This is a genomic window from Nocardia sp. NPDC050713 (assembly GCF_040654315.1).
Lineage (GTDB): Bacteria > Actinomycetota > Actinomycetes > Mycobacteriales > Mycobacteriaceae > Nocardia.
In genome coordinates this window covers 471,233-497,834 of record NZ_JBFAHS010000004.1, presented here as the reverse complement: position 1 = coordinate 497,834, position 26,602 = coordinate 471,233, and the positions used below count along the sequence as shown (strand labels likewise).

22 protein-coding genes are annotated in these 26,602 nt (G+C 70.6%); 10 read left to right on the top strand and 12 right to left on the bottom strand.

What is annotated here, in order from left to right; genetic code table 11:
* Positions 1-61 precede the first annotated feature (61 nt).
* Both glpK (AB0H49_RS11245) and AB0H49_RS11240 read right to left on the bottom strand, forming a co-directional pair.
* Positions 62-1,579 carry a glycerol kinase GlpK gene (glpK, locus tag AB0H49_RS11245; RefSeq protein ID WP_357249999.1) on the bottom strand — a complete coding sequence of 506 codons (1,518 nt, stop codon included), beginning with the start codon at positions 1,577-1,579 and terminating at the stop codon, positions 62-64.
* A 64-nt stretch (positions 1,580-1,643) separates the two neighbouring features.
* Positions 1,644-2,417, bottom strand: coding sequence for an IclR family transcriptional regulator (locus AB0H49_RS11240; RefSeq protein WP_357249996.1), 774 nt, complete (start codon positions 2,415-2,417; stop codon positions 1,644-1,646).
* Between the two features lie 139 nt (positions 2,418-2,556).
* Between AB0H49_RS11240 and glpK (AB0H49_RS11235) the strand changes: the two genes are divergently transcribed.
* Positions 2,557-4,071, top strand: a complete 1,515-nt coding sequence (gene glpK, locus AB0H49_RS11235) for a glycerol kinase GlpK (RefSeq protein WP_357249993.1) — start codon at positions 2,557-2,559, stop codon at positions 4,069-4,071.
* Positions 4,072-4,204: 133 nt separating this feature from the next.
* Positions 4,205-5,890, top strand: a complete 1,686-nt coding sequence (locus tag AB0H49_RS11230) for a glycerol-3-phosphate dehydrogenase/oxidase (protein WP_357250090.1) — start codon at positions 4,205-4,207, stop codon at positions 5,888-5,890.
* A 56-nt stretch (positions 5,891-5,946) separates the two neighbouring features.
* On the opposite strand, the gene AB0H49_RS11225 is transcribed toward AB0H49_RS11230, so the two are convergent.
* The 4 genes from AB0H49_RS11225 to pruA all read right to left on the bottom strand — a co-directional run bounded on the left by AB0H49_RS11225 (position 5,947) and on the right by pruA (position 10,808).
* Positions 5,947-6,507, bottom strand: coding sequence for an Lrp/AsnC family transcriptional regulator (locus tag AB0H49_RS11225; RefSeq protein ID WP_355002956.1), 561 nt, complete (start codon positions 6,505-6,507; stop codon positions 5,947-5,949).
* 34 nt (positions 6,508-6,541) lie between these two features.
* The gene (locus AB0H49_RS11220) at positions 6,542-7,990 is read right to left on the bottom strand and encodes an amino acid permease (RefSeq protein WP_355002955.1); all 1,449 of its coding nucleotides are present in this window, start codon (positions 7,988-7,990) and stop codon (positions 6,542-6,544) included.
* A gap of 179 nt (positions 7,991-8,169) precedes the next feature.
* Complete coding sequence (locus tag AB0H49_RS11215) at positions 8,170-9,135, bottom strand: proline dehydrogenase family protein (protein ID WP_357249988.1); 966 nt, start codon at positions 9,133-9,135, stop codon at positions 8,170-8,172.
* Positions 9,135-10,808 carry an L-glutamate gamma-semialdehyde dehydrogenase gene (gene pruA / locus AB0H49_RS11210; protein WP_357249985.1) on the bottom strand — a complete coding sequence of 558 codons (1,674 nt, stop codon included), beginning with the start codon at positions 10,806-10,808 and terminating at the stop codon, positions 9,135-9,137. Before pruA ends, AB0H49_RS11215 begins: the two co-directional genes overlap by 1 nt.
* 136 nt (positions 10,809-10,944) lie before the next feature.
* On the opposite strand from pruA, the gene AB0H49_RS11205 reads away from it, so the two are divergent.
* Positions 10,945-12,582, top strand: a complete 1,638-nt coding sequence (locus AB0H49_RS11205) for a helix-turn-helix domain-containing protein (protein WP_357249983.1) — start codon at positions 10,945-10,947, stop codon at positions 12,580-12,582.
* Between the two features lie 35 nt (positions 12,583-12,617).
* Here AB0H49_RS11205 and AB0H49_RS11200 read toward each other — a convergent pair whose 3' ends face one another.
* On the bottom strand, positions 12,618-13,343 hold the full coding sequence (locus tag AB0H49_RS11200) for a uracil-DNA glycosylase (RefSeq protein WP_357250087.1): 726 nt from the start codon (positions 13,341-13,343) through the stop codon (positions 12,618-12,620).
* A 320-nt stretch (positions 13,344-13,663) separates the two neighbouring features.
* On the opposite strand from AB0H49_RS11200, the gene AB0H49_RS11195 reads away from it, so the two are divergent.
* From AB0H49_RS11195 to AB0H49_RS11185, 3 genes are all read left to right on the top strand, one after another.
* On the top strand, positions 13,664-13,912 hold the full coding sequence (locus AB0H49_RS11195; protein WP_357249980.1) for a hypothetical protein: 249 nt from the start codon (positions 13,664-13,666) through the stop codon (positions 13,910-13,912).
* A gap of 86 nt (positions 13,913-13,998) precedes the next feature.
* Positions 13,999-14,673: an LUD domain-containing protein gene (locus tag AB0H49_RS11190; RefSeq protein ID WP_357249977.1), complete on the top strand. Its 675-nt coding sequence runs from the start codon at positions 13,999-14,001 to the stop codon at positions 14,671-14,673.
* A 27-nt stretch (positions 14,674-14,700) separates the two neighbouring features.
* A complete protein-coding gene (locus tag AB0H49_RS11185; protein WP_355002949.1) occupies positions 14,701-15,060 on the top strand; it encodes a DUF488 family protein in 360 nt (119 codons plus the stop codon).
* A gap of 14 nt (positions 15,061-15,074) precedes the next feature.
* Here AB0H49_RS11185 and AB0H49_RS11180 read toward each other — a convergent pair whose 3' ends face one another.
* Together AB0H49_RS11180 and AB0H49_RS11175 are read right to left on the bottom strand one after the other, a co-directional pair.
* Positions 15,075-16,142: a GNAT family N-acetyltransferase gene (locus AB0H49_RS11180; RefSeq protein WP_357249974.1), complete on the bottom strand. Its 1,068-nt coding sequence runs from the start codon at positions 16,140-16,142 to the stop codon at positions 15,075-15,077.
* A gap of 125 nt (positions 16,143-16,267) precedes the next feature.
* A complete protein-coding gene (locus tag AB0H49_RS11175) occupies positions 16,268-16,885 on the bottom strand; it encodes a QsdR family transcriptional regulator (protein ID WP_355002947.1) in 618 nt (205 codons plus the stop codon).
* Between the two features lie 116 nt (positions 16,886-17,001).
* Here AB0H49_RS11175 and fabG point away from each other — a divergent pair, with 116 nt between their 5' ends.
* Positions 17,002-17,763 (top strand): 3-oxoacyl-ACP reductase FabG, encoded by a 762-nt coding sequence (gene fabG, locus AB0H49_RS11170; RefSeq protein ID WP_355002946.1) that lies wholly within the window; start codon positions 17,002-17,004, stop codon positions 17,761-17,763.
* Positions 17,764-17,850: 87 nt separating this feature from the next.
* Here fabG and AB0H49_RS11165 read toward each other — a convergent pair whose 3' ends face one another.
* Complete coding sequence (locus AB0H49_RS11165) at positions 17,851-19,116, bottom strand: oxygenase MpaB family protein (RefSeq protein ID WP_357249969.1); 1,266 nt, start codon at positions 19,114-19,116, stop codon at positions 17,851-17,853.
* A 60-nt stretch (positions 19,117-19,176) separates the two neighbouring features.
* Here AB0H49_RS11165 and AB0H49_RS11160 point away from each other — a divergent pair, with 60 nt between their 5' ends.
* From AB0H49_RS11160 to AB0H49_RS11150, 3 genes are all read left to right on the top strand, one after another.
* Positions 19,177-19,797 (top strand): TetR/AcrR family transcriptional regulator, encoded by a 621-nt coding sequence (locus AB0H49_RS11160; protein ID WP_357249966.1) that lies wholly within the window; start codon positions 19,177-19,179, stop codon positions 19,795-19,797.
* Between the two features lie 41 nt (positions 19,798-19,838).
* Positions 19,839-20,264 (top strand): hypothetical protein, encoded by a 426-nt coding sequence (locus tag AB0H49_RS11155; RefSeq protein WP_357249963.1) that lies wholly within the window; start codon positions 19,839-19,841, stop codon positions 20,262-20,264.
* A gap of 66 nt (positions 20,265-20,330) precedes the next feature.
* Positions 20,331-22,592 carry a protein kinase gene (locus AB0H49_RS11150; protein WP_357249960.1) on the top strand — a complete coding sequence of 754 codons (2,262 nt, stop codon included), beginning with the start codon at positions 20,331-20,333 and terminating at the stop codon, positions 22,590-22,592.
* Positions 22,593-22,691: 99 nt separating this feature from the next.
* Here AB0H49_RS11150 and AB0H49_RS11145 read toward each other — a convergent pair whose 3' ends face one another.
* Positions 22,692-25,478 carry a DUF5682 family protein gene (locus tag AB0H49_RS11145; protein ID WP_357249957.1) on the bottom strand — a complete coding sequence of 929 codons (2,787 nt, stop codon included), beginning with the start codon at positions 25,476-25,478 and terminating at the stop codon, positions 22,692-22,694.
* Complete coding sequence (locus tag AB0H49_RS11140; RefSeq protein WP_355002940.1) at positions 25,475-26,590, bottom strand: AAA family ATPase; 1,116 nt, start codon at positions 26,588-26,590, stop codon at positions 25,475-25,477. The genes AB0H49_RS11145 and AB0H49_RS11140 overlap by 4 nt, the downstream gene beginning before the upstream one ends.
* Positions 26,591-26,602 lie beyond the last annotated feature (12 nt).

The window sequence follows — 26,602 nt, the reverse complement described above, 5'->3', positions numbered from 1 at the left end:
AGCACCGTAGCGCCGGTACGGCGAACGTCCCACCGACGCGCCGTCGCGCCACGCGCGCGGTTCACGACTCGCCAGGTTCGTTCCAGTTGTAGGTGAGTTCGGCGGCCCGCGACCAGCGGCGGTACTCCCGATCTCGGCGCTCGTCCGGCATGGTCGGCAGCCACCGGCTCGCGGTGCGGCGGTTGCTGCGCAGACCCGTCATATCGGGCCACAGCCCGACGGCGAGACCCGCCGCGTATGCCGCGCCGAGGGACACCGTCTCGGAGAACAGCGGCCGCTCCACCGGCACGCCCAGCGCGTCCGAGATCTGTTGCATGAGCAGGTTGTTCGAGGTCATGCCGCCGTCGACGCGCAGTTCGGTGAGGGCGTAGCCGGTGTCGGCGTTCATCGCGTCGACCACCTCCCTGGTCTGCCACGCGGTGGCCTCGAGCACCGCGCGGGCCAGATGCCCCTTGGTGATGTAGGAGGTGAGCCCCGCGATCACGCCGCGGGCCTCGGATCGCCAGCGCGGCGCGAACAGGCCGGAGAACGCGGGCACCACGTAGCAGCCGCCGTTGTCCTCGACAGTGCTTGCGAGCGTTTCGATCTCGGGCGCGGCGTCGATGAGCCCGAGCCGGTCGCGCAGCCACTGCACCAGCGTCCCGGTGGCGGCCATCGAACCTTCCAGCGCGTAGCTGGCGGGTTCGCCGTCGATCCGGAACGCCACCGTGGTGAGCAGCCCGTGCGTGGAGCGCACCGGCGTGGTCCCGGTGTTGCTGAGCAGGAAACTGCCGGTGCCGTAGGTGCATTTGGCCTCGCCCGCGGCGAAGCAGGTCTGACCGAACAGCGCCGCCTGCTGGTCGCCGAGCGCGGCCGCGATCGGGATGCCTGCCGCCGTGTGGCCGTATACCTCGGCGTTGGACCGTATTTCGGGCAGCATCGCCCGCGGGATGCCGAAGAAGTCGAGTAGCCGGTCGTCCCAGTCCAGGGTGGCGAGGTTCATCAACATGGTGCGCCCGGCGTTGGTGACATCGGTGACGTGCACACCGCCGCGCGGGCCGCCGGTGAGGTTCCAGATCAGCCAGCTGTCCATCGTGCCGAACAGCACCGAACCCTTTTCGGCGCGTTCGCGCAGCCGCTCGTCGCGGTCGAGCAGCCACCGAATGCGCGGGGCCGCGAAGTAACTCAGCAGCGGCAATCCGCAGCGCCGGACCACCTCCTCGGCCTCTGGCCTGCGCGCGAGCCGGGCGACGAGTTCCTCGGTGCGGGTGTCCTGCCAGACGATCGCGTTGCCGACAGGCGCGCCGGTCTCCCTGTCCCACAGCACCGTCGTCTCGCGCTGGTTGGCGATGCCGATCGCCACCACCTGGTCGGCGGCGACGCCCGCCTTGGCGATCACCCGATCGACCAGCGTCGCGACATTGCGGCGGATCTCCGCGGCGTCGTGCTCGACCCGGCCCGCCGCCGGATACAGCTGCCGGTGCTCGCGCTGGGCGATCGAAACCAGTTGTCCCGCAGCGTCGTACAGGATGGAGCGGCTCGACGTCGTGCCCTGGTCGATGGCCATCACGTAGCGGTTGCGGCCCCGTTCGGCGCTCATGCCTTCGCCTCGCTGGCGCTCGGCTCCGGCATGCGCGAGGCGCGCTGGCACACGATTCGCTCACTCATGGGCGCACCCGTGGACGGTCGGCGCCCAGGTCACGGGAGATGGCGCCCGCGGTCGCGCGCACCAGCTCGACGAGTTTGGGACGGACGCCGGGATCGGTCACCCGGTCTACGGCGCCGACAACGCCGAGCGCGCCGACCACCCGTCCGCCCGCGTCGCGCAGCGGCGCCGCCACCGACGCTCGCTCGAAGGCGAACTCGGCGACGTCCTCGGCGTGGCCCTGCGCGCGCACCCGCGCGATCTCGGCGTGCACGGCGCGCGGGGCGGTCACCGTGCGCCGGGTGTAGGCGGGCAGCGGCGCGCTCGCGACGCGTTCGGTCAAACCCGGTGTGTAGGCGAGCAATACCTTGCCGAGCGCGGTCGCGTGCAGGGGGAGTTCGATGCCGACGCGCAGAGTCTGCTCGGTGCCGTCGGGCCGGAACACGTGGTGCACGATCGACACGCCCTCGCCGCGCAGCGCGCCGATCCGCACCGACTCGCCGGACCGCGCGGCCAGGGTGTCGGCCCAGTTCATCGCGTAGGAGCGCAGCACGTTGGTGTCGAGCCGGGCGTCGGCGAGCCCGAGGGCCGCGGCGCCGATCAGGTACTTGCCGGTGGCGTCGTCCTGCTCGATGTAGCCGACTCGCTGCAAGGTGCGCAGCAGACCGTGCGCCGTCGCCTTGGGCAGGCCGAGCGCGCCGGCGAGCTCGCCGACGCCGACGCCGAAGGGCGCCTCGGCGACCACCCGCAGGATCGCGGCGGCCCGTTCGATCGACTGAATCGGTCCCGGCACGGACTCGACTGTACTGCGGAAACCTAGAACGTTCGACATTGTCGAACACGGACCGTTGTCGCGGACTCCGCCGCTGCCTACCTTCGGCATGGCGTACCGGCCGCCGCGCGCGCCGGACAACGGAGCAACGGAGAGACGCATGCTTGACCTCATCGGTGCGGTCGACCAGGGGACCACGAGCACCCGCTTCATGGTCTTCGACCACGCGGGCGCGGTCGTCGCCCAGCACCAGCTCGAACACGAGCAGATCCTGCCGCGGCCCGGCTGGGTCGAGCACAATCCGGTCGAGATCTGGGAACGCACGTCGGCCGTCATCCAGACGGCGCTCAACTCGCACGGCCTGCGCGCCGCCGACCTGGCCGCGATCGGCGTGACCAATCAGCGCGAGACCACCGTGGTCTGGGACCGCCGCACCGGACGGCCGTACCACAACGCGATCGTCTGGCAGGACACGCGCACCGACCGGATCGCCGCCGAGCTGGAATCCCGTGCGGGCGAACTGATCCGCCACCGCACCGGGCTGCCGCCAGCCACCTACTTCGCTGGCGGCAAGATCCGCTGGCTGCTGGAGAACGTCGACGGCCTGCGCGCGGCGGCCGAACGCGGCGAGGCCCTGTTCGGCACCATCGACACCTGGCTGCTGTGGAACCTCACCGGCGGTACCCGCGGCGGTGTGCACGTCACCGACGTGACCAACGCCAGCCGCACCATGCTGATGAACCTGGAAACGTTGGACTGGGACGACGAACTGCTCGCGCTGTTCGACATTCCGCGCGCCATGCTGCCGTCCATCCGTCCGTCGTCGGATCCCGCGGGCTACGGCCGGACCACCGCGCACGGCCCGCTGGCGGGCGAGATCCCGGTGGCCGCGGCGGTCGGCGATCAGCAGGCGGCCATGATCGGGCAGGTGTGCCTGTCCGCGGGCGAGGCCAAGAACACTTACGGCACCGGCAATTTCCTGCTGCTCAACACCGGCGGCACACCGGTTCGGTCGAAGAACGGGCTGCTCACCACCGTCTGCTACCAATTCGCCGGACAGGACCCGGTCTACGCGCTGGAGGGCTCGATCGCCGTCACCGGCTCGGCGGTGCAGTGGCTGCGCGACCAACTCGGCATCATCCAGGGCGCCTCGCAGAGCGAGACGCTGGCCGGCGAGGTCGCCGACAACGGCGGGGTGTATTTCGTCCCGGCGTTCTCCGGCCTGTTCGCGCCGCACTGGCGCTCCGACGCGCGCGGCGCGATCGTCGGGCTGACCAGGTACGCGACCAACGCCCACATCGCCCGCGCCACCCTCGAGGCGATCTGCTACCAGACCCGCGACGTCGCCGACGCGATGTTCAAGGACTCCGGTGTGGCGCTGGAGGTGCTGAAGGTGGACGGGGGAGTCACCGCCAACAACCTCTGCATGCAGATCCAGGCCGACGTGCTCGGGGTGCCGGTGAGCCGTCCGGTGGTGGCGGAGACCACCGCGCTCGGCGCCGCCTACGCCGCGGGGCTGGCGGTCGGGTTCTGGGGCGGCACAGACGAATTGCGCGAGAACTGGCGTGAATCCAGGCGCTGGCGACCGGAATGGGCCGAGCCGCAGCGGGCCGCCGGATACGAGGGCTGGCGCAAGGCCATCGGCCGCACCCTCGACTGGGCGCCCGCGCACTGAGCCGCCCGCCCACACAGACCACATGCGCACGCGCGCACCACGATTCGAACAGAAGGAGACCGACATGGTCGACCGTTCTCTCACCGCCCCCGTCGCACTGGGTCCGGCCGAGCGCACCCGCGCCCTGGACGCCATGGCGAGCACCGAACTGGACGTGCTGGTCATCGGCGCTGGCGTGGTCGGCGCGGGCGCCGCGCTCGACGCGGTGACCCGTGGGCTCAGCGTCGGGCTCGTCGAGGCCCGCGACTACGCCTCCGGCACCTCGAGCCGGTCGTCGAAGCTGGTCCACGGCGGCCTGCGCTACCTCAAGCAGCTCAACTTCGCCCTGGTCTTCGAGGCGCTGCGGGAGCGTTCGCTGATCCTGGAAACCCTCGCGCCGCACCTGGCCAAGCCCGTCGAGTTCGTCTACCCGCTGGAGCGTCCCGGTCTGGACCGGGCCTGGGTCGGCGCGGGCGTCGGCGTGTACGACGTGCTCGGCGCGGGACGCGGTGTGCCGCAGCATCATCGGCACCTGGGCAGGCGGGCGACGCTGAAGCGTTTCCCCGGCGCCAAGCGCGGGACCGTGCGCGGCGGTGTGAGCTTCTACGAGGGCCAGCTCGACGACGCGCGCCACACCATGATGCTGGCGCGCACGGCCGCGAGCCACGGCGCGCTTGTCGCCTCCAGCGCCAGGGTCGTCGACTTCCTGCGCGAGGACGGCCGGATCGTCGGCGCGCTGGTGCACGACCTGGAGAGCGGTCGGCACATCCCGGTGCGGGCCAAGCGCACCGTCAACGCGGCCGGGCCGTGGACCGACGAGATCCAGGAAATGCTCGGCGGCGCGGGTGATTTCCGTATTCGCACCTCCAAGGGCGTGCACATCGTCGTCCCGCGCGATCGCATCGACTCCGAGACCGGCCTGATCACCGAGACCGAGAAGAGCCTGCTGTTCGTGATCCCGTGCCCGTGGAGCGAGGACCACTGGGTCATCGGCACCACCGACACCGACTGGGACCACGATCTGGCCCACCCCGCCGCCACCCGCGCCGATATCGATTACATTCTCGCCCAGGTGAATCGGCTGCTCGAGCAGCCCATCGGCCACGACGACATCGTGGGCGTCTACGCCGGGCTGCGGCCGCTGCTCGCGGGCGCCTCCGAGCAGACCAGCGCGCTCTCGCGCGAGCACACCGTGGCGACGCCGGTGCCGGGCCTGGTGATCGTCGCGGGCGGCAAGTACACCACCTACCGGGTGATGGCCAAGGACGCCATCGATGCGGCCGTCGCGGATCTGCCGGGGCGGGTCGCCCGGTCGTGCACCGAGCGGGTGCCGCTGGTCGGCGCGCACGGGTACCGCGAGCTCTCGCTGTCCCGTGCCCGCCTCGCCGACGAGTTCGGCGTCGATCTGGCCACGGTCGAGCACCTGCTCGGCCGCTATGGCAGCGCCGTCGGCGAACTGCGCGAGATCATCCTCGCGCAGCCGGAACTCGGTGCGCCGCTGGGCAATTCCCGCTACCTACGGGCCGAGTTCGTCTACGCGGTGACCCACGAGGGCGCGCTGCACCTCGACGACATCCTCACCCGCCGCACCCGGGTTTCGGTGGAGACCGGTGATCGCGGCGTGCTGGTCGCGGCCGAGGTGGCGCGCCTGGTCGCCCCGTACCTCGGCTGGGACGAGGAGCGGATCGAGCGCGAGATCGAGACCTACCGGGTGCGCGTCGAGGCCGAACTGCGCGCCAACGAGCAGCCCGACGACCGGTCGGCCGACGTGGTCCGGCTCAGCGCGCCCGACTCGCGCGGGATCGCGGGCGCGCCGGAAAGCGACCGCGTGTCGGTGTAGCCGACACGGAACGGCTCGTCGCGGCTGAGCGTTCGACGACGCCGAGCGCTCGACGACTAGTGCGCCGGTGTCTGCGGCCGCAGGTGCTCGAAGATGAGGATCGTCTCCGTCGAGGACACCGCGGGATTCGCGCTCAGGTGCTTCAGCACGAAAGTGCGCAGCTCGTCGGTGTCCGCGGTGGCGACGTGGACGAGGTAGTCGTCGGCGCCCGCGATGAAGTACACGTTGAGCACCTCGACGAGCGTAGCGAGCCGCCTGCCGAACTCGGCGAGGTGCTTGCGCGAATTACCGTGCAGCCGCACGGCGATCATCGCCTGCAAGCCCCGGCCGAGCGCGGACGGGTCGATGTCGGCGTGGAAGCCGCGGATCACGCCGCGCTCCACCAGGGCCCGCACTCGCCCGAGGCAGGTCGACGGCGCGATACCGGCCGCGGCGGCCAGCGCGTTGTTGGTCATGCGGCCGTCGCGCGCCAGCTCGTCGAGCAGAACGCGGTCGATGTCGTCCAGGGGGACCGGCGTGCGACTACGGCGCGGCGGGGCCTGAGGTGGTGGTGCTGGTGAATCTTTCCTGGTCACCGGCTCACCGTAGCGAATCCAATTCGATTCGGAAGTGTTCATCCGAACAATCCTCGAGGCCTCGCCGCGCCGCCCCTCATTCGCGCACCGAGCCGACCGCGTTGTGCGCGCCGGGAGCGGTCTGCTGGAGCTTGGAGTGGGTGCGCGAGTACCCGATGTAGATCACCAGGCCCACCACCAACCAGGTCCCGAAGCGCGCCCAGGTCTCCCACGGCAGCGACAGGATCAGCCACACCGAGAACACGATGCCGACGATCGGCACCACCGGCATGAACGGCAGCCGGAAGGTGCGCGGCACCTCGGGCCGGGTGTAGCGGAACACCAGCACCGCCACGCAGACCACCACGAATGCGCTCAGGATGCCGATGTTGGTCAGCTCGGCGACCAGGTTGATCGGCAGCAGGCCCGCGAGGAGGGCCGACCCGATGCCGACGATCCACGTCACGCGGGTCGGCACCTTGCGCTCCGGATGGGTCTTGGCGAACCACTCGGGCAGCAGGCCGTCTCGGCTCATCGAGTACCAGACCCGGGTCACGCCGAGCATGAAGGTGAGCACCACGGTGATGATGCCGACGATGGCGCCGACCGCGATGATGTTGGCGATGCCCGGCATGCCAACGGCCTCGAAGGCGCTGGAGAAGCCGCTCTCCGGGTCGATCTCGGTGTACTTCTGCATGCCGGTGAGCACCAGGGTCGCCAGCACGTACAGCACCATCGCGATGGCCAGCGAGTACAGGATCGCCTTGGGCAGGTGCTTCTTGCCGTCGACCGACTCCTCGGCCGCCGTGCTCATCGCGTCGTAGCCGAACACGGCGAAGAACACCGTGGCCGCGCCCGTCATCACCGCGCCGGTGCCGTACGGGAAGTACGGGGTGTAGTTCGAGCTGTCGATCTGGAAGACGCCGAGCACGATGATCAGCAGGACAAGGGCGACCTTGATGCCGACGGCCACCGTCTCGAACCGGCCGACGCTGCGGATGCCGCGCGAGAGCACCCACGCCGTGCCGAGGCAGAACACCATCGCGAACACGTCCACCACGTGGCCCTCGCCGGTGCCGGAGGCGCCGAGCATCCAGTCGGGCAGCGTGAGGCCCACCTGATCGAGCAGGAACCCGAAGTACCCGGAGACGCCGATCGCGACGACCGCCGCGACGGCGATGTACTCCAGCAGCAGATCCCACCCGATGAACCAGCCGACGAACTCACCCAGCGAGACGTAGCCGTAGGTGTAGGCCGATCCCGCCTTCGGCACCATGCCGGCGAACTCCGCGTAACACAGCGCGGCCGCCGCGCTGGCCAGGCCCGCGACCAGGAAGGACAGCAGCACGGCCGGACCGGTGGTCTTGTTCGCGACGCTGCCCGCCAGGGTGAAGATGCCCGCGCCGATGATGCCGCCGACGCCGATCGCGGTGAGCTGCCATACGCCGAGGTGTTTGGCCAACCGTTCGTCGGTGGGCGTCTCGTCCTCGACTTCGACGAGGGGTTTGCGGCGCAACATCTGGTGGCGCAACTCCGCGAGGGACATGCGGGTTCCTTTCTCCGCTGCGTTTCGGCGCGCCCGGGTCGCGGGACACGCGCGGTAACGCAGATCACACTGGTGGCAGTCAGCTAATCGGACCACGAACACGGTGTGATCGGTGAGTTGGATAAATAATGTTCCGCCCGGGTTGTCCGACTGGACAACCCGGGCGGTCGGTTCGATGGTCAGCGCCGGTTGGCGGGCGCCAAGGCGCGCAGGAAGAACACCAGGTTGGCGGGCCGTTCGGCGAGCCTGCGCATGAAGTAGCCGTACCACTGGTCGCCGTAGGGCAGATAGACCCGCACACGATGGCGGTCCGCGGCGAGGCGGCGCTGCTCGGCGTCGCGGATGCCGTAGAGCATCTGGAACTCGAACTCGTCCGCCTTCCGGTCGACCTCGTCGGCGTAGCGCTGGGCCGCCTTGATCATCGCCGGGTCGTGGGTGGCGACCATCGGATAGCCCGCGCCGTCCATCAGGATCCGCAGGCACCGCAGGTAGGCGGCGTCCACCTCGGCGGTCGACTGGTAGGCCACCGACTCCGGCTCCCGGTACGCGCCCTTGCACAGCCGGATGCGCGACCCCGGGCCCGCGAAGTCGCGGCAGTCGGCCTCGGTGCGCCGCAGGTAGGCCTGGAGCACGGTGCCGGTGCCGGGGAAGTCCACCCGCAGATCCCGCACGATCGACAGCGTCGAGTCGGTGGTGGTGTGGTCCTCGGCGTCGACCGTGACCGCGACCCCCGCGTCGTGCGCGGCGGCGCAGATCTCGCGGGCGTTGTCGAGCGCGATCCGGTGCCCGTCGCGCGGCAGGGATTGGCCGAGCGCCGAGAGTTTCAGCGAAACCTCCAGCGCACCTACGGTTCCCGGCTCGGTGGCGTCGGGCAGTTCGGCGAGCGCCGTGAGCAGTGCGCGGTAGTGCGCCACGGTGTCGCGTGCCCGGGCGAGGTCGGTGGTGTCTTCGCCGAGGTAGTCGATGGTGACGAATCGGCCGGTACTCCGCAGCGCTCCGGTGGCGGCGATGGCCTGCGGCTCGGTCGAGCCCGCGACGAAGCGGTCGACCAGCGAGCGGGTGGCGCGCATCCGCGTGACGCCGCGCTCCAGCCTGGGGGAGCGGGCCGCCGCGAGCAGGGCGGGCCGCAGCAGTCCGGCGGGCATCACCGCAGCTCCGTCTCGGCATCGGACGTGGGAGCAGCCGCGGCCTGGTGCGGGTAGCGGTGGTCGGTGGGCGGCACGAAGGTCTCCTTGATGGTGCGCGGCGAGACCCAGCGCAGCAGGTTCTGCGGCGAGCCCGCCTTGTCGTTGGTGCCCGACAGGCGAGACCCCCCGAACGGCTGCTGGCCGACCACGGCGCCGGTCGGTTTGTCGTTGACGTAGAAGTTGCCCGCGGCGAAGCGCAGCCGGTCGGTGGCCGCCGCCACGGCGGCGCGGTCGTCGGCGACGATCGAGCCGGTGAGCCCGTAGGCCGCGCCACGGTCGACGAGTTCCATCGCCGCGGCGAAGGATCCGGGCGCCGCGTCGTCGTAGACGTGCACCGCCAGGATCGGTCCGAAGTACTCGGTGCGGAACGCCTCGTCGGTGGGATCGTCGCCGAGCAGCACGGTCGGGTCGACGAAATAGCCGACGCTGTCGTCGGTGCGGCCGCCCGCCGCGATGGTCAGACCCGGCGTCGCCTTCGCCCGGGCGATGGCCTCGGCATTCTTGTCGAAGGCGCGGCGATCGATGAGCGCGCCGCCGAAGTTGCCGAAATCGGTGACGTCGCCGTAGGTCAGCGCGTTCGCCTTGTCGACCAGGTCGGCGCCCATCCTCGCCCACACCGATTTCGGGATGAACGCGCGCGAGGCGGCCGAGCACTTCTGGCCCTGGTAGTCGAACGCCCCGCGCAGCAGCGCCGTGGTGAGCACGTCCGGGTCGGCGGAGGCGTGCGCGAGCACGAAGTCCTTGCCGCCGGTCTCACCCACCAGACGCGGATAGCCTTGATAGCGATCGAGATTCGTCGCCACGGTGCGCCACAGGTGGCGGAAGGTCGCGGTGGATCCGGTGAAATGCACACCGGCCAGGCGCGGGTCGGCCAGCGCCACGTCCGAGACCTCCGGACCCGCCCCGTGCACCAGGTTGATCACGCCGGGCGGCAGCCCCGCCGCCTCCAGCAGCTTCATCGTCCAGTACGCGGCCACCGCCTGGGTCGGCGCGGGCTTCCACAGCACGGTGTTGCCCATCAGCGCGGGCGCGGTCGGCAGATTGCCCGCGATGGCGGTGAAGTTGAAGGGGGTGATCGCGTAGACGAAGCCCTCCAACGGCCGGTACTCCAGCCGATTCCACACGCCCGGCGTGGAGATCGGCTGCTCCGCCAGGATCTGGCGCGCGAAGTGCACGTTGAACCGCCAGAAGTCGACCAGTTCGCACGGCGCGTCGATCTCGGCCTGGTACGCGGTCTTGGATTGACCGAGCATCGTCGCCGCGGCGAGGGTTTCCCGCCACGGCCCGGCGAGCAGATCGGCGGCGCGCAAGAACACCGCGGCCCGGTCCTCGAACGAGAGCGCACGCCAGCCCGGTGCGGCCGCGGTGGCTGCCTCGATGGCGTCCTGGACGTCGCGGGCCTCGGCGAAGGTGAGGGTGCCGAGCACCGCGGCGTGCCGGTGCGGCTGCACCACCTCGACGACCGGTCCGGCCGTGCGGCGATGCTTACCACCGATGACGTGGTGTACCTCGGTCGGCGTCGCGGCGAGCTCGGTCAGTTCGGCACGCAGCCGCCCCCGTTCGGGTGTGCCGGGGGCGAAGCTGCCGACGGGTTCGTTGACGGGCGTGGGTGTGGTCGCGATGGCGTCCATGGATCCTCCTGCCTGGTCGGAGCTGGTCAGCGCAGTCAACTCCGCGAAAGCCCCGCGCCGGATCGGCCGATGGGACAAAGATGGGGTGGAGTTGTTGTCCGGTCGGCCGAAGCCGATCGGGCGGGAAGGTGTGAGCGTGGTCACCGAGGAACCGAACCGTCCGGCGGGTGTGCCGCTGCGCGAACTGCTCGACGCGCTCGACAGCACCGTCACCGATCCGGTCGAAGCGCCCGACGGTGACGCGGTCCCAATCCGCTCGGTGGCGCTATTGGACGGCGACGACCTAGGCGAGTCGCCTTCGGTTCCGGCGGATATGTCGTTGCTGGTCGGCGTGCCGGAGTCCGCGGTGCTGGCCTGGCTGGACGAGCTGGCCGCCCGACCGCCCGAGCGGCGTCCGCGGGCGGTGCTGCTCAAGTCGACCGCGGAATCCGCCGCGGTGCGCGCGGCCGCTCGGCGCTCGCGGGTCGCCGTGGTCGTCGTCGACCGCAGGGCCCGCTGGGACACGGTGCTCGCGCTGGTGCGCCGCGTCCTCGACCGGGCGGGCCGCGGCGGACCGGCCGAGGACCCGCTGACCACCGATACCGACCTGTTCGGGCTGGCCCAGATCGTCGCGCAGAACGCGGGCGGCATGGTCTCGATCGAGGACGCGCATTCGCACGTGCTGGCCTATTCCGCCTCCGACGAATCGGCCGACGAACTGCGCATCCTGTCCATCCTCGGCCGCGAGGGACCGCGCGACTACCTGCGGGTGCTCCAGGACTGGGGCGTGTTCGACCGGCTGCGCCGCGGCGACGAGGTGATCGACCTGCCCGCCCGCACGGAGCTGAACATCAAGCGCCGCTTGGTCGTCGGCATTCACGCCACGGCCGCCGACGGCCGGTCGCGCACGCTCGGCTCGATCTGGTTGCAGCAGGGGGACCGGCCGTTCAAGCCGGATGCCGCGGAGGTGCTGCGCGGCGCGGCCGCCGTCGCCGCCCGCATCATCGCGCGGGCCTTGGACGCGCCGTCGACCGAAACCTTGTTGTTGCATAGGCTTTTCGGTGCGCACGGTGAGGGCGTCGACATTCCGTCCGTGGCGGGCGCACTGCGCATTCCCGTGCGTGGACCGGCGGCCGTCGTCGGATTCGCCTTGAACGCGCCCGCGGGCGCGGAGCATTCGGAGATCGGCAGTGTGATCCGCTTGCACGCGAGCTCGTTTCGGGCCGACTCGATCGCGACCGTGCTCGGCGACCGCGTCTACGTGCTGCTGCCCGGGTATCGGTCCGCGCCGTCGGTCACCGCGTGGACCCGGCAGCTGGTCGACCAGCTGGAGACCGGGCGCGGCGCGATCCTGCGCGCGGCCATCGCCATTCCGGTCGCCGACCTCACCCAGGTGGCCGCCGCGCGCGCCGAGGTCGACCGGGTGCTGGACAGCACCGCGGCCACCTTCCCGCACGGCCGGGTGACCACCCTCGCCGAATCCCGCACCGCCGTGCTGCTCGGAGAGATCCTCGATTTGCTCGCCACCCGAGCCGAATTGCACGACCCGCGGCTGCGGGCGCTGTTCGACTACGACCGCGACCACGGCGCACATCTCGGCGAGAGCGTCGAAGGCTACCTACGCGAGCACGGCGACGTGCGGCGCGCGGCCTCGACCCTGCGGGTGCACCCGAACACGCTGCGATACCGGCTGCGCCGCGCCGAGGCCATCACCGGTGTCGCCCTCGCCGACCCCGCGAACCGCCTCCTACTGGAACTCCAACTCGCCCTCCACCGCCGCACCAGCCCGGCATGACGTCGACCGGGGTGTCCCGGTGGCACCCGCGTGTGTCAGCGCGGCGTGCGTGGATGCAGTCCCGCCGCTGTCGCCGCGTCGGCGAGTACCTGTTCGAGCATCGCGGGGGTCAATCGTCCGGTGAAGGTGTTCTGCTGGCTGACGTGGTAGCAGCCGAACAACTTCAGTTCCGCGCGACCCGCCACAGCGGGCGCCAGCGTGACCCGCACGCCGTGCCCGAACTTCGGGCGCGGGCGCGGCACCACCCAGCCCGCCTCGGCGAGCGCGGGCAGCGCGGCCTGCCAGCCGAACGCGCCTAGCACCACGACCGACCGGACCGTCGGGGCCAGCAATCCGAGTTCGATGTCCAGCCAGCCGCGGCACCGATCGCGTTCGTCGGGAGCCGGTTTGTTGTCCGGCGGCGCGCAGTGCACGGGCGCGGTGACCCGGGCGCCGAGCAGTTCGAGGCCGTCACCGCGACGCACCGAGGTCGGCTGGTTCGCGAGGCCGACGGCGTGCATGGCGGCGTAGAGCACGTCACCGCTGCGGTCGCCGGTGAACATGCGCCCGGTGCGGTTGCCGCCGTGCGCGGCGGGGGCGAGCCCGATGATCAGCAGCCTGGCGTCGGGCGGCCCGAAGCCGGGAACCGGTCGGCCCCAATAGGTTTCGTCGCGAAACGCGGCGCGCTTCTCGCGCGCGACCAGTTCCCGCCACGCCACGAGACGCGGGCAGGCGAAGCAATCGGCGACGGAGGCGTCGAGTTCGGCGAGGGTGCGGCACATGGGTACCACTCGATCACGACCGTCGCCCGGCCGCGGCGGAACAGGGCCGGTGCCGGTGGACATGCCTTGCAGGATAGGCCAGCGCCCGTACCGGTAGCGGCTGGTTAGCCAGTATCGAGTCGATCACGAACCGATTGGTTGCCACCCCGGGCGACACGGCGGTACGTTGCGATGGAGCGGGAGGCGATCTCCCGTGGTCGCACGGCGTCGGCCATGCGATATGCACGAGCGTGAACCGTGAGCAGTTCCGGCGCCGTCTCGTCCGGCGCCGTCCGTGATCCCGTTGGCGCACCGGGTGCGCAGGACGCAGTGAGGTGAACATGACCGAGGGTTGGCCGAGTTCGATCCGTTCCTTCGACGACATCTCTGAGCGGTTCTCCAGTTCCGAGCGCCTGCTGCACTCGGTCACCGAGGCGGAACCGGGGCGCGGCATCATCGCGCTGTCCCGGTTGCCGCTGGATGGCCAGTTCGGCTCGGGCGACACGGTGCGCGTCGACGCCGACGACAACGGGCTGATCCTCGGCGCGCTCGTGCACCGGGGCGAGCAAACCGTCGAAGCTGGAGTCTGAGCGGTGCCGCCGATCCTGCGGTACGATCGCGACGCCTGTCCGGAAATGCTCGGGGAGGCGGTGGAAACCGCTGGGGGAGTGGGGTATTGGGTGAACGCGAGCGGGTGGTGGCGCACGTGAATTCCCGCGAGGACCTGCTGCGCCGGATCAGGGACGCGCTGGTCGAGCTACCCGACGACGAACGGGTCGTGCCGGTGCCGAACGCGGTCGCCCGCCAGGGAACCGGCGTCGAGCCCGGCGATCTCGCGGCGCTGGTCGACTTGTTCGCCGAACGCATGGAACATCACGGTGCGCGGCTGCGCCGGATCACCGGGGCGGACATCCCGGATCAGGTGCGCGCCGCGCTGCGCGAGCACGGTGCGCGCTCGGTCATCGCACCCGACGGACTGCCCGCCGAATGGCTGGCCGGATGGGCGGCCGAGGTTGGCCACCGCATCGTCCCCGATAGCCCGCTGGCGACGACCGGCGAGATGGAGCAGGTCGACGCGGTGGTCACCACCTGCGCGGCCGCGGCCGCCGATTCCGGCATCCTCGTGCTCGACGGCGGCGAGGGACAGAGTCGCCGCCCCGCCACGCTCGCGCCCGACTGCCACGTCTGCGTGGTGCGAGCCGAACAGCTCCTCGCCTCGCTGCCGGAGGTGATGGACCGGCTCGATCCGCGTCGGCAAACCATCCTGGTCGGCGGCCCGTCGGCCACCGCCGACGCGGCGACGCCCGGTGTGCACGGCCCGCGCCGGTTGGTCGTGCTCGTCGTGCAGTGAACAGGGACGCATCGGAAGGACACGATCGTGGGTGAATTCCGGACCAAGCGGATCTACGACGACCCCAGCGACGACGACGGCCGCCGGGTGCTCGTCGACCGGCTGTGGCCGCGCGGCATCAGCAAGGAGCGCGCCCGAATCGACCTGTGGGACAAGGAGATCACGCCCTCGAACGACCTGCGCACCTGGTTCCACCACGACTCCGCCGCCGACTTCACCGAGTTCGCCAGGCGCTACGAGGCCGAGCTGTCCGGCGACGCGCAGCGGCGGGGTCTTCGCGAACTGCGCGAGCTCGCGGCCGAGCATCCCGTGACCCTGGTGACCGCGGCGAAGGATCCCGAGCACAGCCACGTCGCGGTGCTGCTCGACCACCTGCGCGGTGACTGAGGACGATCGCTCGGTCAGCCCAGCTCCGCGGTGCCGATGACCTCGTCGCCTCGCACGTGCGGTCGCGCGCCGAGTCCGGTGTCGATGAGCTGCCGTGCCGCGATGTTGTCCGGCGTGGTCACGGCGGTGATGCGGCGGGCTCCGGATCGTGTGGCGAGCGCGCGCAACTCGGTGGCGACGCGGCCGCCGATGCCGCGCCCACGGTGCGAGCGGCCGATCCACACGCCCGCCTCCACCTCGTCGCCGTGCGGTTCGAGCCGGGCCGCGCCGACGACCCGCCCCTCGACCGTGATGACGAAGGTGCGTTCGTTCGGGCAGGTGGGATGCAGCGCGCGGTCGCGGTGAAACGCCAGGAACGCCTCCTTGCGCACCGCGGTCCAGCCCGGCGGTCCGGCCACCGGCGCCATGACCTCGAGCGGGTCGGCGTCGGTCACCGCCGCGTCGAGCAGCAGCGGAAGGCTCTGCTCGCTCAGTTCGATCAGCTCGACGACCGGTTCGGCGCGTTGGCGCAAGAGGGCGTCGGCGCGCTCCAGATGGATCGGCGACCAGAACGCGGCCCAGTCGGCGTCTTGGCCGAGCACGCGGCGGATGGCCAGCACCCGATCGACGAGAACGACCAGATCGGCGAGAGCCCGTTCGCTCTCGTCGCGATTCACGAAACCCATGTGGATGGCGGAGTCGCGCACCGTGACGATCCGCGTGAGCAGCGCCTCGGGCAAGTGGATGTCCGGGGGCGTGACCCGGTTCAGCACCTGGGCCGCCTCGAGCCCGCCGAGCGTCCACAGGTCGGGCAGCGGTCGGTCCGGATTCTCCGGCCGCCCGGCCAGCGTCAGCGTCGTCTCGAGACCCGCCATGTGCCCGCGGACCAGGTGGATGTCTATTCCGGCGAGTACGGCTTTGAGCAGCGACTCGGCACACGCGCCGATCGAGACGGCCTGGTCGATCAGCGCGAGCGGTTCGCGAGATCCGGTGCAGGCCAACGCGCGGCGCGCGTGCGCCCGCGCGAGTTCCTCGAGCGCGACGGGCAGCTGATCGTAATCGATCGCGCCGAATGCGGTGGGCCACTGGCGAAGTGCTGCCATGCGATCGGCTCCCGAAGGTCGTCGGTGCGAATGTCGGGTTGTTAGATTGCCACACACCGACCGCCGCGGACCGTGCTTTGTCCGCGCGAGATTCGGCGCGGGCCCCGGCGAACTCGGCGGCCCGGTCAGGCGGAGCCGTCTTGCGCGGTGATGCCGAGCAGCACCGACTGCACCTCGCGCAGCCGGTCCACGTCGTTGCGGATGCCCGCCGCGGTGTCGGTGTAGAGGAACGCCTCGCCGATCCGAACCAGCGTGTAGGCCAACAGTTCTCGCTCCAGTGGCGGTTGGTAGCCGTCCTCTTCCTCTACACGGGCGATGAGTTCGGCGACGGCGGCGACCGCGCGCGGCTGGACCGGTCCGTCGCTGGCGGTGAGGATGCGTAAGCCCGAGATCGGTTCGTTCTCGAAGTAGAGCCGGAATGGCTCGTTCACCGCCTCCCAGCGTGCGACGCGGTCGAGCACCTCGAGGATGCGTTCGGCGCCGCGCGACCGTCGCTTGGCGTCGGCGCGGGCGATCATCTGCTCGTACTCCTGGACGAGCATCGCGCCGAGCAGGCCGTCCCGCGAGCCGAACCAGCGGTAGATCGACGCGCGGCTGAGTCCTAGCTCTGCGGCGATGGCCTGCACGTCGACGCGTTCACCGGCCAGGAAGGCGCGGCGGGTGAGTTCGATGACCTGTTCGCGGGTGGCCGAAGCCGGACGTCCGGGAGAGCGAGTGGCGGCGGGCCGCGAGGGAGTGGTCACCGGGTGAATCGTACAGCCGATGGACCGGATGGCCGCGCCTATTGGAGACGTAGGGGCTTAGTTGTATTTTATGGGGTGTCCCTCGAAACGGACCATCCTCGACAGTCAGGAGAACCATGAGCGCCCCGACTTCCCGCACGGCCATCGTCACCGGTTCCGCCCGCGGCATCGGCGCCGCCACCGCCCGCAGGCTCGCCGCCGACGGCTTCGCGGTCGCTGTCCTCGACCTGGACGAGGCCGCGTGCAAGCCCGTCGTCGAGGAGATCGAGGCGGCGGGCGGCAGGGCGCTCGCGGTGGGCGTCGACGTCTCCGACGAGCAGTCCGCGGGCGCCGCCGTGCAGCGGGTCGCCGACGAGCTGGGCGCGCCGACGGTGCTGGTGAACAACGCGGGCATCACCCGCGACAACCTGCTGTTCAAGATGAGCGTCGCCGACTGGGACTCGGTGATGAACGTGCACCTGCGCGGCTCGTTCCTGATGAGCCGCGCCACCCAGAAGTACATGACCGAGGCCAAGTGGGGCCGCGTCGTCAACCTGTCGAGCACCTCCGCGCTGGGCAACCGCGGCCAGGCCAACTACTCGGCGGCGAAGGCGGGCCTGCAGGGCTTCACCAAGACGCTGGCCATCGAACTCGGCAAGTTCGGCGTCACGGTCAACGCCATCGCCCCCGGCTTCATCGAGACAGACATGACCGCCGCCACCGCCGAGCGGATCGGCGTGAGCTTCGAGCAGTTCGTCGAGGCGGCCGCCAAGCAGATCCCGGTCGGGCGCACCGGCAAGCCGGAAGACATCGCCAACACGGTCTCCTTCCTGGTCGGCGAGGGCGCCGGATTCGTCTCCGGTCAGGTCATCTACGTGGCCGGCGGACCGACCGCCTGAGTGAAGGGAATTGCTATGCGGGTCTTTCACGGCGTCGCCGAATCGCTGTCGGTGCTGGTGGAGTGAGACGCCCGCGCCGCCGGGCGCTCACCGTCGGAATTCCTCGACGGGGGTGAACTCGGCGGCGCGGTCGCCGACTTCGTTGCGGTACCACGCTTCTCGGCGGTCGCGCTGAAACCGGTCGGCGAGGTCGTCCAGTCCGGGAACGGTGCGGCGCAGCGTCTCGAGACCGAAGATCACCGGCGTGCGCAGGATCGGGTAGAGGATCCACGGAAAGCGCCGTGGCATGACGTGCGCGGCGTAGGTGGCGGGCGGCAGCCAGAAGCCGGTGTAGCCGATCTGCGCGCGGTAGTTGAGCTCGTCGCGGATTCGCTTGCGCCACGGCGTTTCCGGCTTCGGCCGGAAGGCCGGAAGGTAGGACTCGACGAGTTCGGCTCCGTCGGCGCCCGCCGTGTGCGCCCGCTTGACGAAGGCGGCGAACATCAGCTGCGCGCCGGTGCGCAGATCGGTCGGATACCAATCCGGCTGCACGCCGAGCAAGTGCCCGACGTAGCGCCAGAAATGCATGGTGGCTTCGATTTCCGCCCGCGTGGTCTGGAAACCCGCGCTCCACAGCGCGAGTCCGGGGACCACGCTGCCCGCCATCAGGGTGAGCGTGGCGTCGCCGACGCTGATCGGCACACCCCACGCCGCGCGCTGCCACTCCGGCCTGCTCAGCAGCTTGCGCCGGATGAACACGTGCATGATTCGCACCCGCATGGCGGTCTGCCGTCCGCGCGCGCCGGGCGACAAGCCGCCGGGTTCGGACACATCGATCCAGAAGCGCACGGTCTCCAGCTGGCGTTTGTGCGCACGCTGTCCCGCGTAGCCGCCGGTGTAGGACAGGGGTTTGGCGATCGAGCTCTCCGAGTACATCTCGAGCGTGCTGGTCGTGGCGAAGCTGAACACCGAAGTGCCCCACCGGCGGAACACCCGCGCGCCCCGTTCGACCAGCTCGCGGTCCAGCCATGGCGGGGGCGTCTCGAACTCCTCGAACAGCCGCACCAGCGATGCGGGCGCGTCCGGCACCGCGCCGACGCCGTGCGTCAGCGCTCGGTCGAGCATGGCCCGTCCCGCTTTCGGGCCGGGTTCGCCGAGATAGACCTCGTCGACGAACGCCTCGGCCACCGGGTCGGCCTCGAAGTAGGCCGCCGCGAAGGAACGGACCAGATCGTCCGACGGTTGCGGATCGAATCGCAAAGCGCGCTTCATGATTCGCCGAATCCGCTGGATCGACGGATCCTCGACGCGCTGCCAGTAGCGGAATTCGGTCGGGGCGGCGGGTTCGGCCTCGTCCACGGTATCGATAGCCATGTCGAAACACTAAAGTGAGTTGATGCTCACCTTCTACTCGCTTTTGCGGCCGGTCGATCGATGACCGGGAACACCGCGCCGAACCGGCGGAAAGCACCCAAGCAGCCGCGCGCGAGGGAGTCGCGGGAACGCATCCTGACCGCCGCCGCTCAGCTTTTCGCCGAGCGCGGCATCGTGGACACCTCCACCAATCGCATCGCCGCGCACGCGGGCATGAGCATCGGGTCTCTGTACCGGTACTTCGCGGACAAGGACGAGATCGTCGGGGTGCTGCGCGATCGGCTGCTCACCGAACTCGAGGATCGCTTCGCCGAGACGGTGCGGGCGGGAATGACGCTGTCCACGCGCGAATCGGTCGCGGCCAGCCTGCACGCGATCGTCGACGTGGTGTCGGCGCGGGACGGTCTGGTACGCGCGCTGTCGGCGGCCGCCGCCGTGCCCGGATTCGGGCTGCTCGGGCTGGAGCGCAGGTTGCTCGTCCTCACCCGGGCCTATCTGCTGCACCGGCTCGGGCCGTGTCCGGAGGACGAGCTCGACGCGAAGGCGCTGGTCATGGTGACCACCGGCCTCGCCGCCGCCTTGCGCATCACCCTCGGGCCCGCCGCGACCGCCGATCGCGAACTGGTGATCACCGAAACGGCGACCATGATCGGCGGATGGCTCGAGCCGTCGGGTCGGTAGCGATACCATCGGAGGGGTCGGCGTCCCGGAAGGGGTAAAGAATGCACGTTGACCGGAATGCTCGACGGCGGCGGGTCCGCGCCACCGTGGTGGCGAGCGCCTGCGCGGGCGCCGCCGCGATCGCACTGGCCGCCGCGCCCGGCGCGCAGGCCACCGCCACGCGGATCGCAGTCCTACCCGACCTGGGTTTCGGCCTCGCGACCAATTTCGGAACCGGCTGCGGCTACACGATCCAGGCCTTCGTGACCGACGCCGTCTCGCCGGTGTCCTTCTACGACAACGGGATTCCGCTCGCCACGGTGGCGCCGACCGGCGGGGTCGCGTTGCTGAAGTGGGTGCCGGCGACGCCGGGCGTGCACACGATCAGCGTGGCGCAGGTTCCCGACCATGCCATCACCGCGGCCACCGCGGTGCCCGTCGGCACCGGCATGCACATCGGGCACGGGTGCGCGGTGTTCGGCGGCTGATCCGAGTACCACGCGGCCAGGGCCGCGCCACCGTCCGGGAGGCGGTTCGCGTCACGGAGGATCGATATGACGACCCAGCGCAGACCACTCGAGGCCGGTTCGGAATTCGGGCCGTACCGGCTGGTCCGGCTGATCGGCCGCGGCGGCATGGGCGAGGTGTTCGAGGCCTACGACATCGGCAAGGACCGTGTCGTCGCCATCAAGGTGCTGCCGGAGCGGCTGGCCGAGGACCCCGTCTACCGCGAGCGGTTCCGGCGCGAGTCGCACGCCGCGGCCCGGCTCAAGGAACCGCACGTCATCCCGATCCACGACTACGGGGAGATCGACGGGCACCTCTACATCGATATGCGCCTCGTCGAGGGCGAGAATCTGCGCGCGCTGCTGCGGGCCAGCGCGCCGCTGGACCCGCACGACGCCGTCGAACTGATCAGACAGGTGGCGGCCGCCCTGGACGCCGCGCACGCCGACGACCTGGTGCACCGCGACATCAAGCCGGACAACATCCTCACCACGCCCGACGGGTTCGCCTATCTCGTCGATTTCGGCATCGCGCATTCCAGCACCGCCGAGGGGCTGACGGGCGCCGGTTCGGCGATCGGGTCCTTCCACTACATGTCGCCGGAGCGGTTCACCTCGCGTGTGGTCACACCGGCCGCGGACATCTACGCGCTCGGCTGTGTGCTCTACGAATGTCTCACCGGCACTCGGCCGTTCCCTGCCGACACCGATGGCGAGGTCATGCGGGCGCACCTGGTGGAATCGCCGCCGCGGCCCAGTCGGTTGCGCCCCGCGATTCCGCGCGCCATGGACGCGGTGATCGCTCGGGCGCTGGCGAAGGAGCCCGCCGCGCGCTATGGCAGCGCGGGGGAGTTCGCAGCCGCGGCGCGGGCAGCGTTGCTTGGTTCGAAGGGTGCTGCGCCGCCGAGCGAAGCGGCGGACACCGTCACCAGCGCGGAAGTTTCTGTGCCAGAAGGTGCTACGGCGACGAGTACGGGGAGGATCGAGAAATCGCCTGCTGCGTTCGCACCTCCGACCGGCGAAGCGTCGATGGAAGTTCTCGCTGATACGGCGGCGACTCCGCGTCCATTCGCGACCGATCTGGGGGACGCGGTGGAAGGCTCCGCGCGGAGTTCCGGGGTGCGCGGGGCGGGTGGCGTGGGGGCAACGGACGAGACCGGCGACTCGGCGGCGGGTCCGCCGAAACGGCCGTCACCTGCGGAGGATGGTGGCGCGGGGGCGTCCGGGCCGCCGGAGCGGACGCTGCGGCGGGTGGCGGATCGGATGGCGGTTCCGGCTCTTGTCGCCGCCGTAATTCTCGCGGCGGCAACGGTTTTGGCCGCCTGGGTGGTGTCGGGGCGGCCCGCCGAGGGCACCGCGGTCGCCGATGACGCCGCCTTGCGACCGGCGGACGTCGAGCTGGTGGCGAGCGCCGGATTGATCGGCTACAAGCGCGCGAATTGCGCGCACCGCGAACCGGACGTCGGCACCGAGGCGGTCGTCTACTGCGACGCCAACGATCGCACCGGCACGCCCACCGCCCGGCTGTTCCGGTTCAGCAGCCTCGAGTGGTTGCGGGACTACTACCAGAACTACGTGGTCGAGGCTTACGACGCCACCAACTGCCCCGGCGATCCGCCGGGCGTCGACGGCCCCCTGGTGGTGGACGGCAAGCCCGCCGGGCGCGACGCGTGCCTGACCAGTCGGGTCGAGGATCCCGCGACGCCCAAGCCGGTGCTGGCCGTGGCCGACGAGGATCAGCTCGCGCTGGGGATCTACGTGTGGGACGGCCCCGAGGCCCAGGCCGAGCGCGATTACGTCGCCTCCCACCACCTCTTCCACTTCTTGCCGAAGGACAAGGCCGTCGACCCGGACTTCTTCACCCCCGCCGACCGTCGCGTCCTCGACCACCTGACCGGCGATTTCGGGCCCTCGACGTGCAAACACGTCGACACGCCCGGTGGCACGGTGGAGGCGGTCGTCGGCTGCGGCAGTCCTCGCGGTGTGCCCTCGCCGACGTTCCTCGGCTTCCCCGACCACCGCTCGATGAGCCTGGGATATCAAGCGGCACTGGGGCAGACGCGCGGTCACGCGTGCGGTGGCAGCAGCGGCGGCGCGGACGACGTGTGGCGCAAGGCTTCCGGACCCGTCGGCCGCCTCTTCTGCTACACCGACGAGAACGCGGTGCTCGGCACCCGAGAGTGCTTGATGGCGATGCACGACGAATTCCGGCTCGTCGTCGACGTGTGCGCGCTGAGCAAGGACGACCCCGACCGAGGCCCGAGGTCGGAAGCCGAGTTGCTCGAGTGGTTCGAGCGCAATTTCGGTTAGCGCCGCCGATCTGGTGCCGGGCCACCAGCGCCCCGCGACCGCGACGTCCGGCGCCGCTGCTCGACGGTGCCGGACGCCGCTGTGGTCTTCTGTTCCGAATCAGCCAGCTGCCGTTGGTACCAGCGCGGCGAGCGCTACCGCCGAGTCCGGGTGCCGGGTCACGAGTGCCGCGACCTCGGTGTGCGGAGCTGCCGCCGGACGCTGCCACTCGCCGCCGTGGCCGAGCAGCGTGGCCAGCGCGTCGCAGCTCGCCGGATGGGCGAACAGCAGGTCGCCGACCGGTCCGCCCGCCACTGCGGCGACTGGCGCGGCGGTCGGCTGCGGTGTGCCCGTCCACGGCGGAGTCCAGCGGTCCACCGCCGCGAGACCGGACGGGAACGTGCGACCGGCCTCCCTGGTGAGCGCCGGAATCAGTTCACCGGCCTGGCCGCGCAGGGTGGTGATCAGCTTCGGCAGCCAGGGCAGCAGCACGCTGTCCGGCAGGCGGCCGAACGCCTTCGAGAGCAGCTCCACCACAAAGGGTTTCAAGGACGGCACCGGATCCATGGCTTGCACGAAACCGCTCAGGTAGTGCGGGAAGGCGGGGACCACGAGCGGGTTGGCCAGCATGTCGTCGCAGCGGGTGCGCAGTTCCGGCAGCGTCAGCAGACCGAGCTGCATGCGCGTCGCCCACAGCAGCGCGACCTTGGCGGGCGCCTCCGGATGCGACTGCAACACCGCGAGTTCGAGCTGGGTGTGGTCGCAGCCGAGCGAAAGCGCCAGGTTCTCCATGCCGAACAGGAAGCCGAGCATGGCCGCGATCGGCCGCACTCCGGTGTTCTCGTCGGTGAACGCGGTCGGCAGCAGCGTGCAGTAGTGCGCGTAGCCCGCGGTGACGAACCGGCCGCACCACTCCGGCAGACCGTCGGTGGTCGACCGGAAGTAATTGAGCAGCAGCCGGATTCGGCGCAGCACCTCGGGCGCGTCGTCGACCGAGCGTTCGGCGGCGAGCAGTTCGACGGCGCGGTGACCCAGCTCGTCGGCCAGGCGCGGCGAGTTCAGGAACACCAAGGCGTCTTCCACCGCCGCCAGCGCCACCGCGGCGGTGGCGTCCGCGGCGGACACCGCCATGCGCAGCCGCTGCTCGAGCACCTGCTCGATGGTCACGCCCTCGTAGCCGAGCTCGACAAGGGCGCGCTGGTGCTTGCCGAGCGCCAGATCCCAGCTCTCCTGAATGGAGCTCTCGCCGAGCGCCCGCGACCCCATGATCGGCCGCACCGCGTCCGAAGGCAGCAGCCTGCGCAGGATCCACAGCAGATCCGAGCACGGCCGCAGGTGCGGGTCGGCGCGCAGGTCCAGCAGCGAACGCTGCACGGTGCGCTTGCTGGTGTCGATCCCCAGCGGCGCGAGCCGGTCGAGCACGTCGCGGGCGAGCGGCGGCAGCGCCGCGTAGCCCACCTGACCGATACGGTCACCGCCGAGCAGGATCTCGCAGAGTCTGCGCACGTCCCGGCGACCCGGCACGTGGTCCTTCTCGATGCAGGTGATCGCCGCGTCCTGGAAGTCGTACGGCGTCGGGCGGGCGCGATTGCGCATGCCCGCCAACAGGATCGAGGTCTCGAACACCGCGATCGCGTCGGCGGTGCTGGCCAGATAGCCGTTGCGCCGAGCCAACCGGACGATGTCGACCGACCAGTCGAGCAGCTCGGCCTCGTCGAGCGAGTCCAGCCGCGGCGGCGTGGACAGGAACCCCGTCAGCTGGTCGGTCACGGCGGCGGCCGTCACCACCGGCGGGGTGCGCTTGCTCGTCTTCTTGCTCGTGGATTTCTGGCCCGCGAGCTGGAACGGCTTCACACCGCCGCGCCGCAGTCCCTTCGACCAGGTCGCCGCCGCGATCGACACCGACCCCGAGGCCAGCCCGAACTGCTCCTCGATGGCCGAGTGGCTGGACGGGATCAGCCCGTACTGCCAAGTGGTGTTCGACCGCGGCGTGATCTCGTAGGGCGCCGCGTCGGCGGGCAGCCCGAACTGCTCGACGTGACTTGCCGCGTGGAACGCCCCGCACACGTACAGGCAGTCGGCCGGGTCGACGCCGGTCGCGTCCAGGTGTTCGCGCATCCGCGTCCACATGTAGCGCTCACGGTTCTCGTCCTCCTCGACGCCGGTGCGGCGCAGGCGACGGAACAGGCTGCCGATCAGCACCATGACTTGGCGGTAGGTGTCGTAATCGGCGCCGGCCAGCGGTTGCTCGACGTACTGATCCCACCACTCCGACCAGTGCCGCACCTTCCCGTGGTGCAGCAGGTGCTCCTCGAGTTCGGCGAAACCCGGTCGCAGATCACCTATTTCGATGCCGACCGCCTCTCCGTGCAGTGCCCCGCCCTCGGCGGGCTCCGGCGTTTCGTCGGCGGGTGCCTCGCCCTTCGGTGCGTCGCGGTCGGGCGCCCACTGGAAGACGTGGTCGGAGGAACGGTCGACGAGCACGAGCTCGACGCCGGGGGTGTCGAGCGCGTAGGCGATGGCCTGGTACTCCGCCGACGCCTCGGTGATCGGCGCGACCACCGACAGCGGCGCCCACGCGGCCGGGAATCCGTCGAGTTCACCGGCCCACGCCTGCACCGCCACCGGCAGCCTGCAGTTGCGCAGCTCGTCCAGGATCGGGCGCAGGTCCTCGCACAGCTCCAGGTAGACGACCTTGGGCCGCTTCTCGTGCAGCCGCCGCACCATCGCCAGCCCCGAGGCGGGCGAATGGTGGCAGACCGGGAAGATCTCGAGCTCGACCGCGAGCGCGCGGTCGACGTCGTCGACGATGCCCGCGAGGATCTCCGCGACCGCGCCCGGCTCGGTCGCGAATCGCTCCGCGGCCGTGGCCAATTGTTCGCGCAGCGCGCCGAACGCTCCGGTCACGAGAGCCTCGCGATCGCCGCCCGGCCGCCCTCGAGGAACTGCGACCAGTCGCCGCCCGCGTCCTTGCTGCGCGGTTCCACCACGCCGTGCCAGAACTTGTTGAGGATCGCCAGGTCCTCCGGCGCCCGCCGGGCCAGCGAGCCGACCAGCGACCCGGCGAGGGTCTCCGCGCGCAGTGTGCGGTCGCCGAAGAACTGGCTGTGCAGGATCGCGTCTTCCAGCACGCCGATCTGTTCGGCGGTCGACAGCGCCGACTCCAGCTTCTCGTCGTCGCTGGTCGCGGCGGCGGCCGCGGAGCGAAGATCGGCGAAGCTGTCGAGCAGGATGTCGAGCAGCGTGGGCGGCAGCTCCAGCTCGATCTCGTGCCTGCGCAGCAGCTCGGCGGTGCGGAAACGCACGATCTCGGCCTCGCTGCGCTTGTTGGTCACCACCGGGATGCGCACGAAGTTGAAGCGCCGCTTCAGCGCCGAGGAGAGGTCGTTCACACCGCGGTCGCGGCTGTTGGCGGTGGCGATGATGGAGAAGCCCGGCTTGGCGAACACGACGTTGTCGTCGTCGAGTTCGGGGATGGAGACGTACTTCTCGGACAGGATCGAGATGAGCGCGTCCTGCACGTCGCTGGTGGAGCGGGTCAGCTCCTCGAAGCGGCCGATCACGCCCTGCTCCATCGCGGTCATGATCGGGGACGGGATCATCGACTCCCTGGACTGGCCCTTGGCGATGACCATGGAGATGTTCCACGAGTACTTGATGTGGTCCTCGGTGGTGCCCGCGGTGCCCTGCACGACGAGCGTGGAGTTGCGGCTGATGGCGGCGGAGAGCAGCTCGGCCAGCCAGCTCTTACCGGTACCGGGATCACCGATCAGCAGCAGCCCGCGGTCGGAGGCCAGGGTGACGATGCTGCGCTCGACGAAACTGCGGTCGCCGAACCACTTCTGGTCGATCTGGCGGTCCAGGCCGTCGGCGCGCTCGGAGCCGAGGATGAACAGCCGCACCATCTTCGGGCTCAGGCGCCAAGCGAAAGGCTTGGGGCCGTCGTCGATCGACTCGAGCCAGTCCAGCTCCTCGGCGTACTTGATTTCGGCGGGGGCGCGCAGCGCGGTGTCGGTCATTTTTGCGAGGTC

Coding starts and splice junctions, on each gene's coding strand:
- glpK (WP_357249999.1), bottom strand. CDS start 1,579: ATGAGCGCCGAACGGGGCCGCAACCGCTACGTGATGGCCATCGACCAG.
- glpK (WP_357249993.1), top strand. CDS start 2,557: ATGCTTGACCTCATCGGTGCGGTCGACCAGGGGACCACGAGCACCCGC.
- AB0H49_RS11230 (WP_357250090.1), top strand. CDS start 4,205: ATGGCGAGCACCGAACTGGACGTGCTGGTCATCGGCGCTGGCGTGGTC.
- AB0H49_RS11225 (WP_355002956.1), bottom strand. CDS start 6,507: ATGAACACTTCCGAATCGAATTGGATTCGCTACGGTGAGCCGGTGACC.
- AB0H49_RS11220 (WP_355002955.1), bottom strand. CDS start 7,990: ATGTCCCTCGCGGAGTTGCGCCACCAGATGTTGCGCCGCAAACCCCTC.
- AB0H49_RS11215 (WP_357249988.1), bottom strand. CDS start 9,135: ATGCCCGCCGGACTGCTGCGGCCCGCCCTGCTCGCGGCGGCCCGCTCC.
- pruA (WP_357249985.1), bottom strand. CDS start 10,808: ATGGACGCCATCGCGACCACACCCACGCCCGTCAACGAACCCGTCGGC.
- AB0H49_RS11200 (WP_357250087.1), bottom strand. CDS start 13,343: ATGTGCCGCACCCTCGCCGAACTCGACGCCTCCGTCGCCGATTGCTTC.
- AB0H49_RS11195 (WP_357249980.1), top strand. CDS start 13,664: ATGACCGAGGGTTGGCCGAGTTCGATCCGTTCCTTCGACGACATCTCT.
- AB0H49_RS11180 (WP_357249974.1), bottom strand. CDS start 16,142: ATGGCAGCACTTCGCCAGTGGCCCACCGCATTCGGCGCGATCGATTAC.
- fabG (WP_355002946.1), top strand. CDS start 17,002: ATGAGCGCCCCGACTTCCCGCACGGCCATCGTCACCGGTTCCGCCCGC.
- AB0H49_RS11165 (WP_357249969.1), bottom strand. CDS start 19,116: ATGGCTATCGATACCGTGGACGAGGCCGAACCCGCCGCCCCGACCGAA.
- AB0H49_RS11160 (WP_357249966.1), top strand. CDS start 19,177: ATGACCGGGAACACCGCGCCGAACCGGCGGAAAGCACCCAAGCAGCCG.
- AB0H49_RS11155 (WP_357249963.1), top strand. CDS start 19,839: ATGCACGTTGACCGGAATGCTCGACGGCGGCGGGTCCGCGCCACCGTG.
- AB0H49_RS11150 (WP_357249960.1), top strand. CDS start 20,331: ATGACGACCCAGCGCAGACCACTCGAGGCCGGTTCGGAATTCGGGCCG.
- AB0H49_RS11140 (WP_355002940.1), bottom strand. CDS start 26,590: ATGACCGACACCGCGCTGCGCGCCCCCGCCGAAATCAAGTACGCCGAG.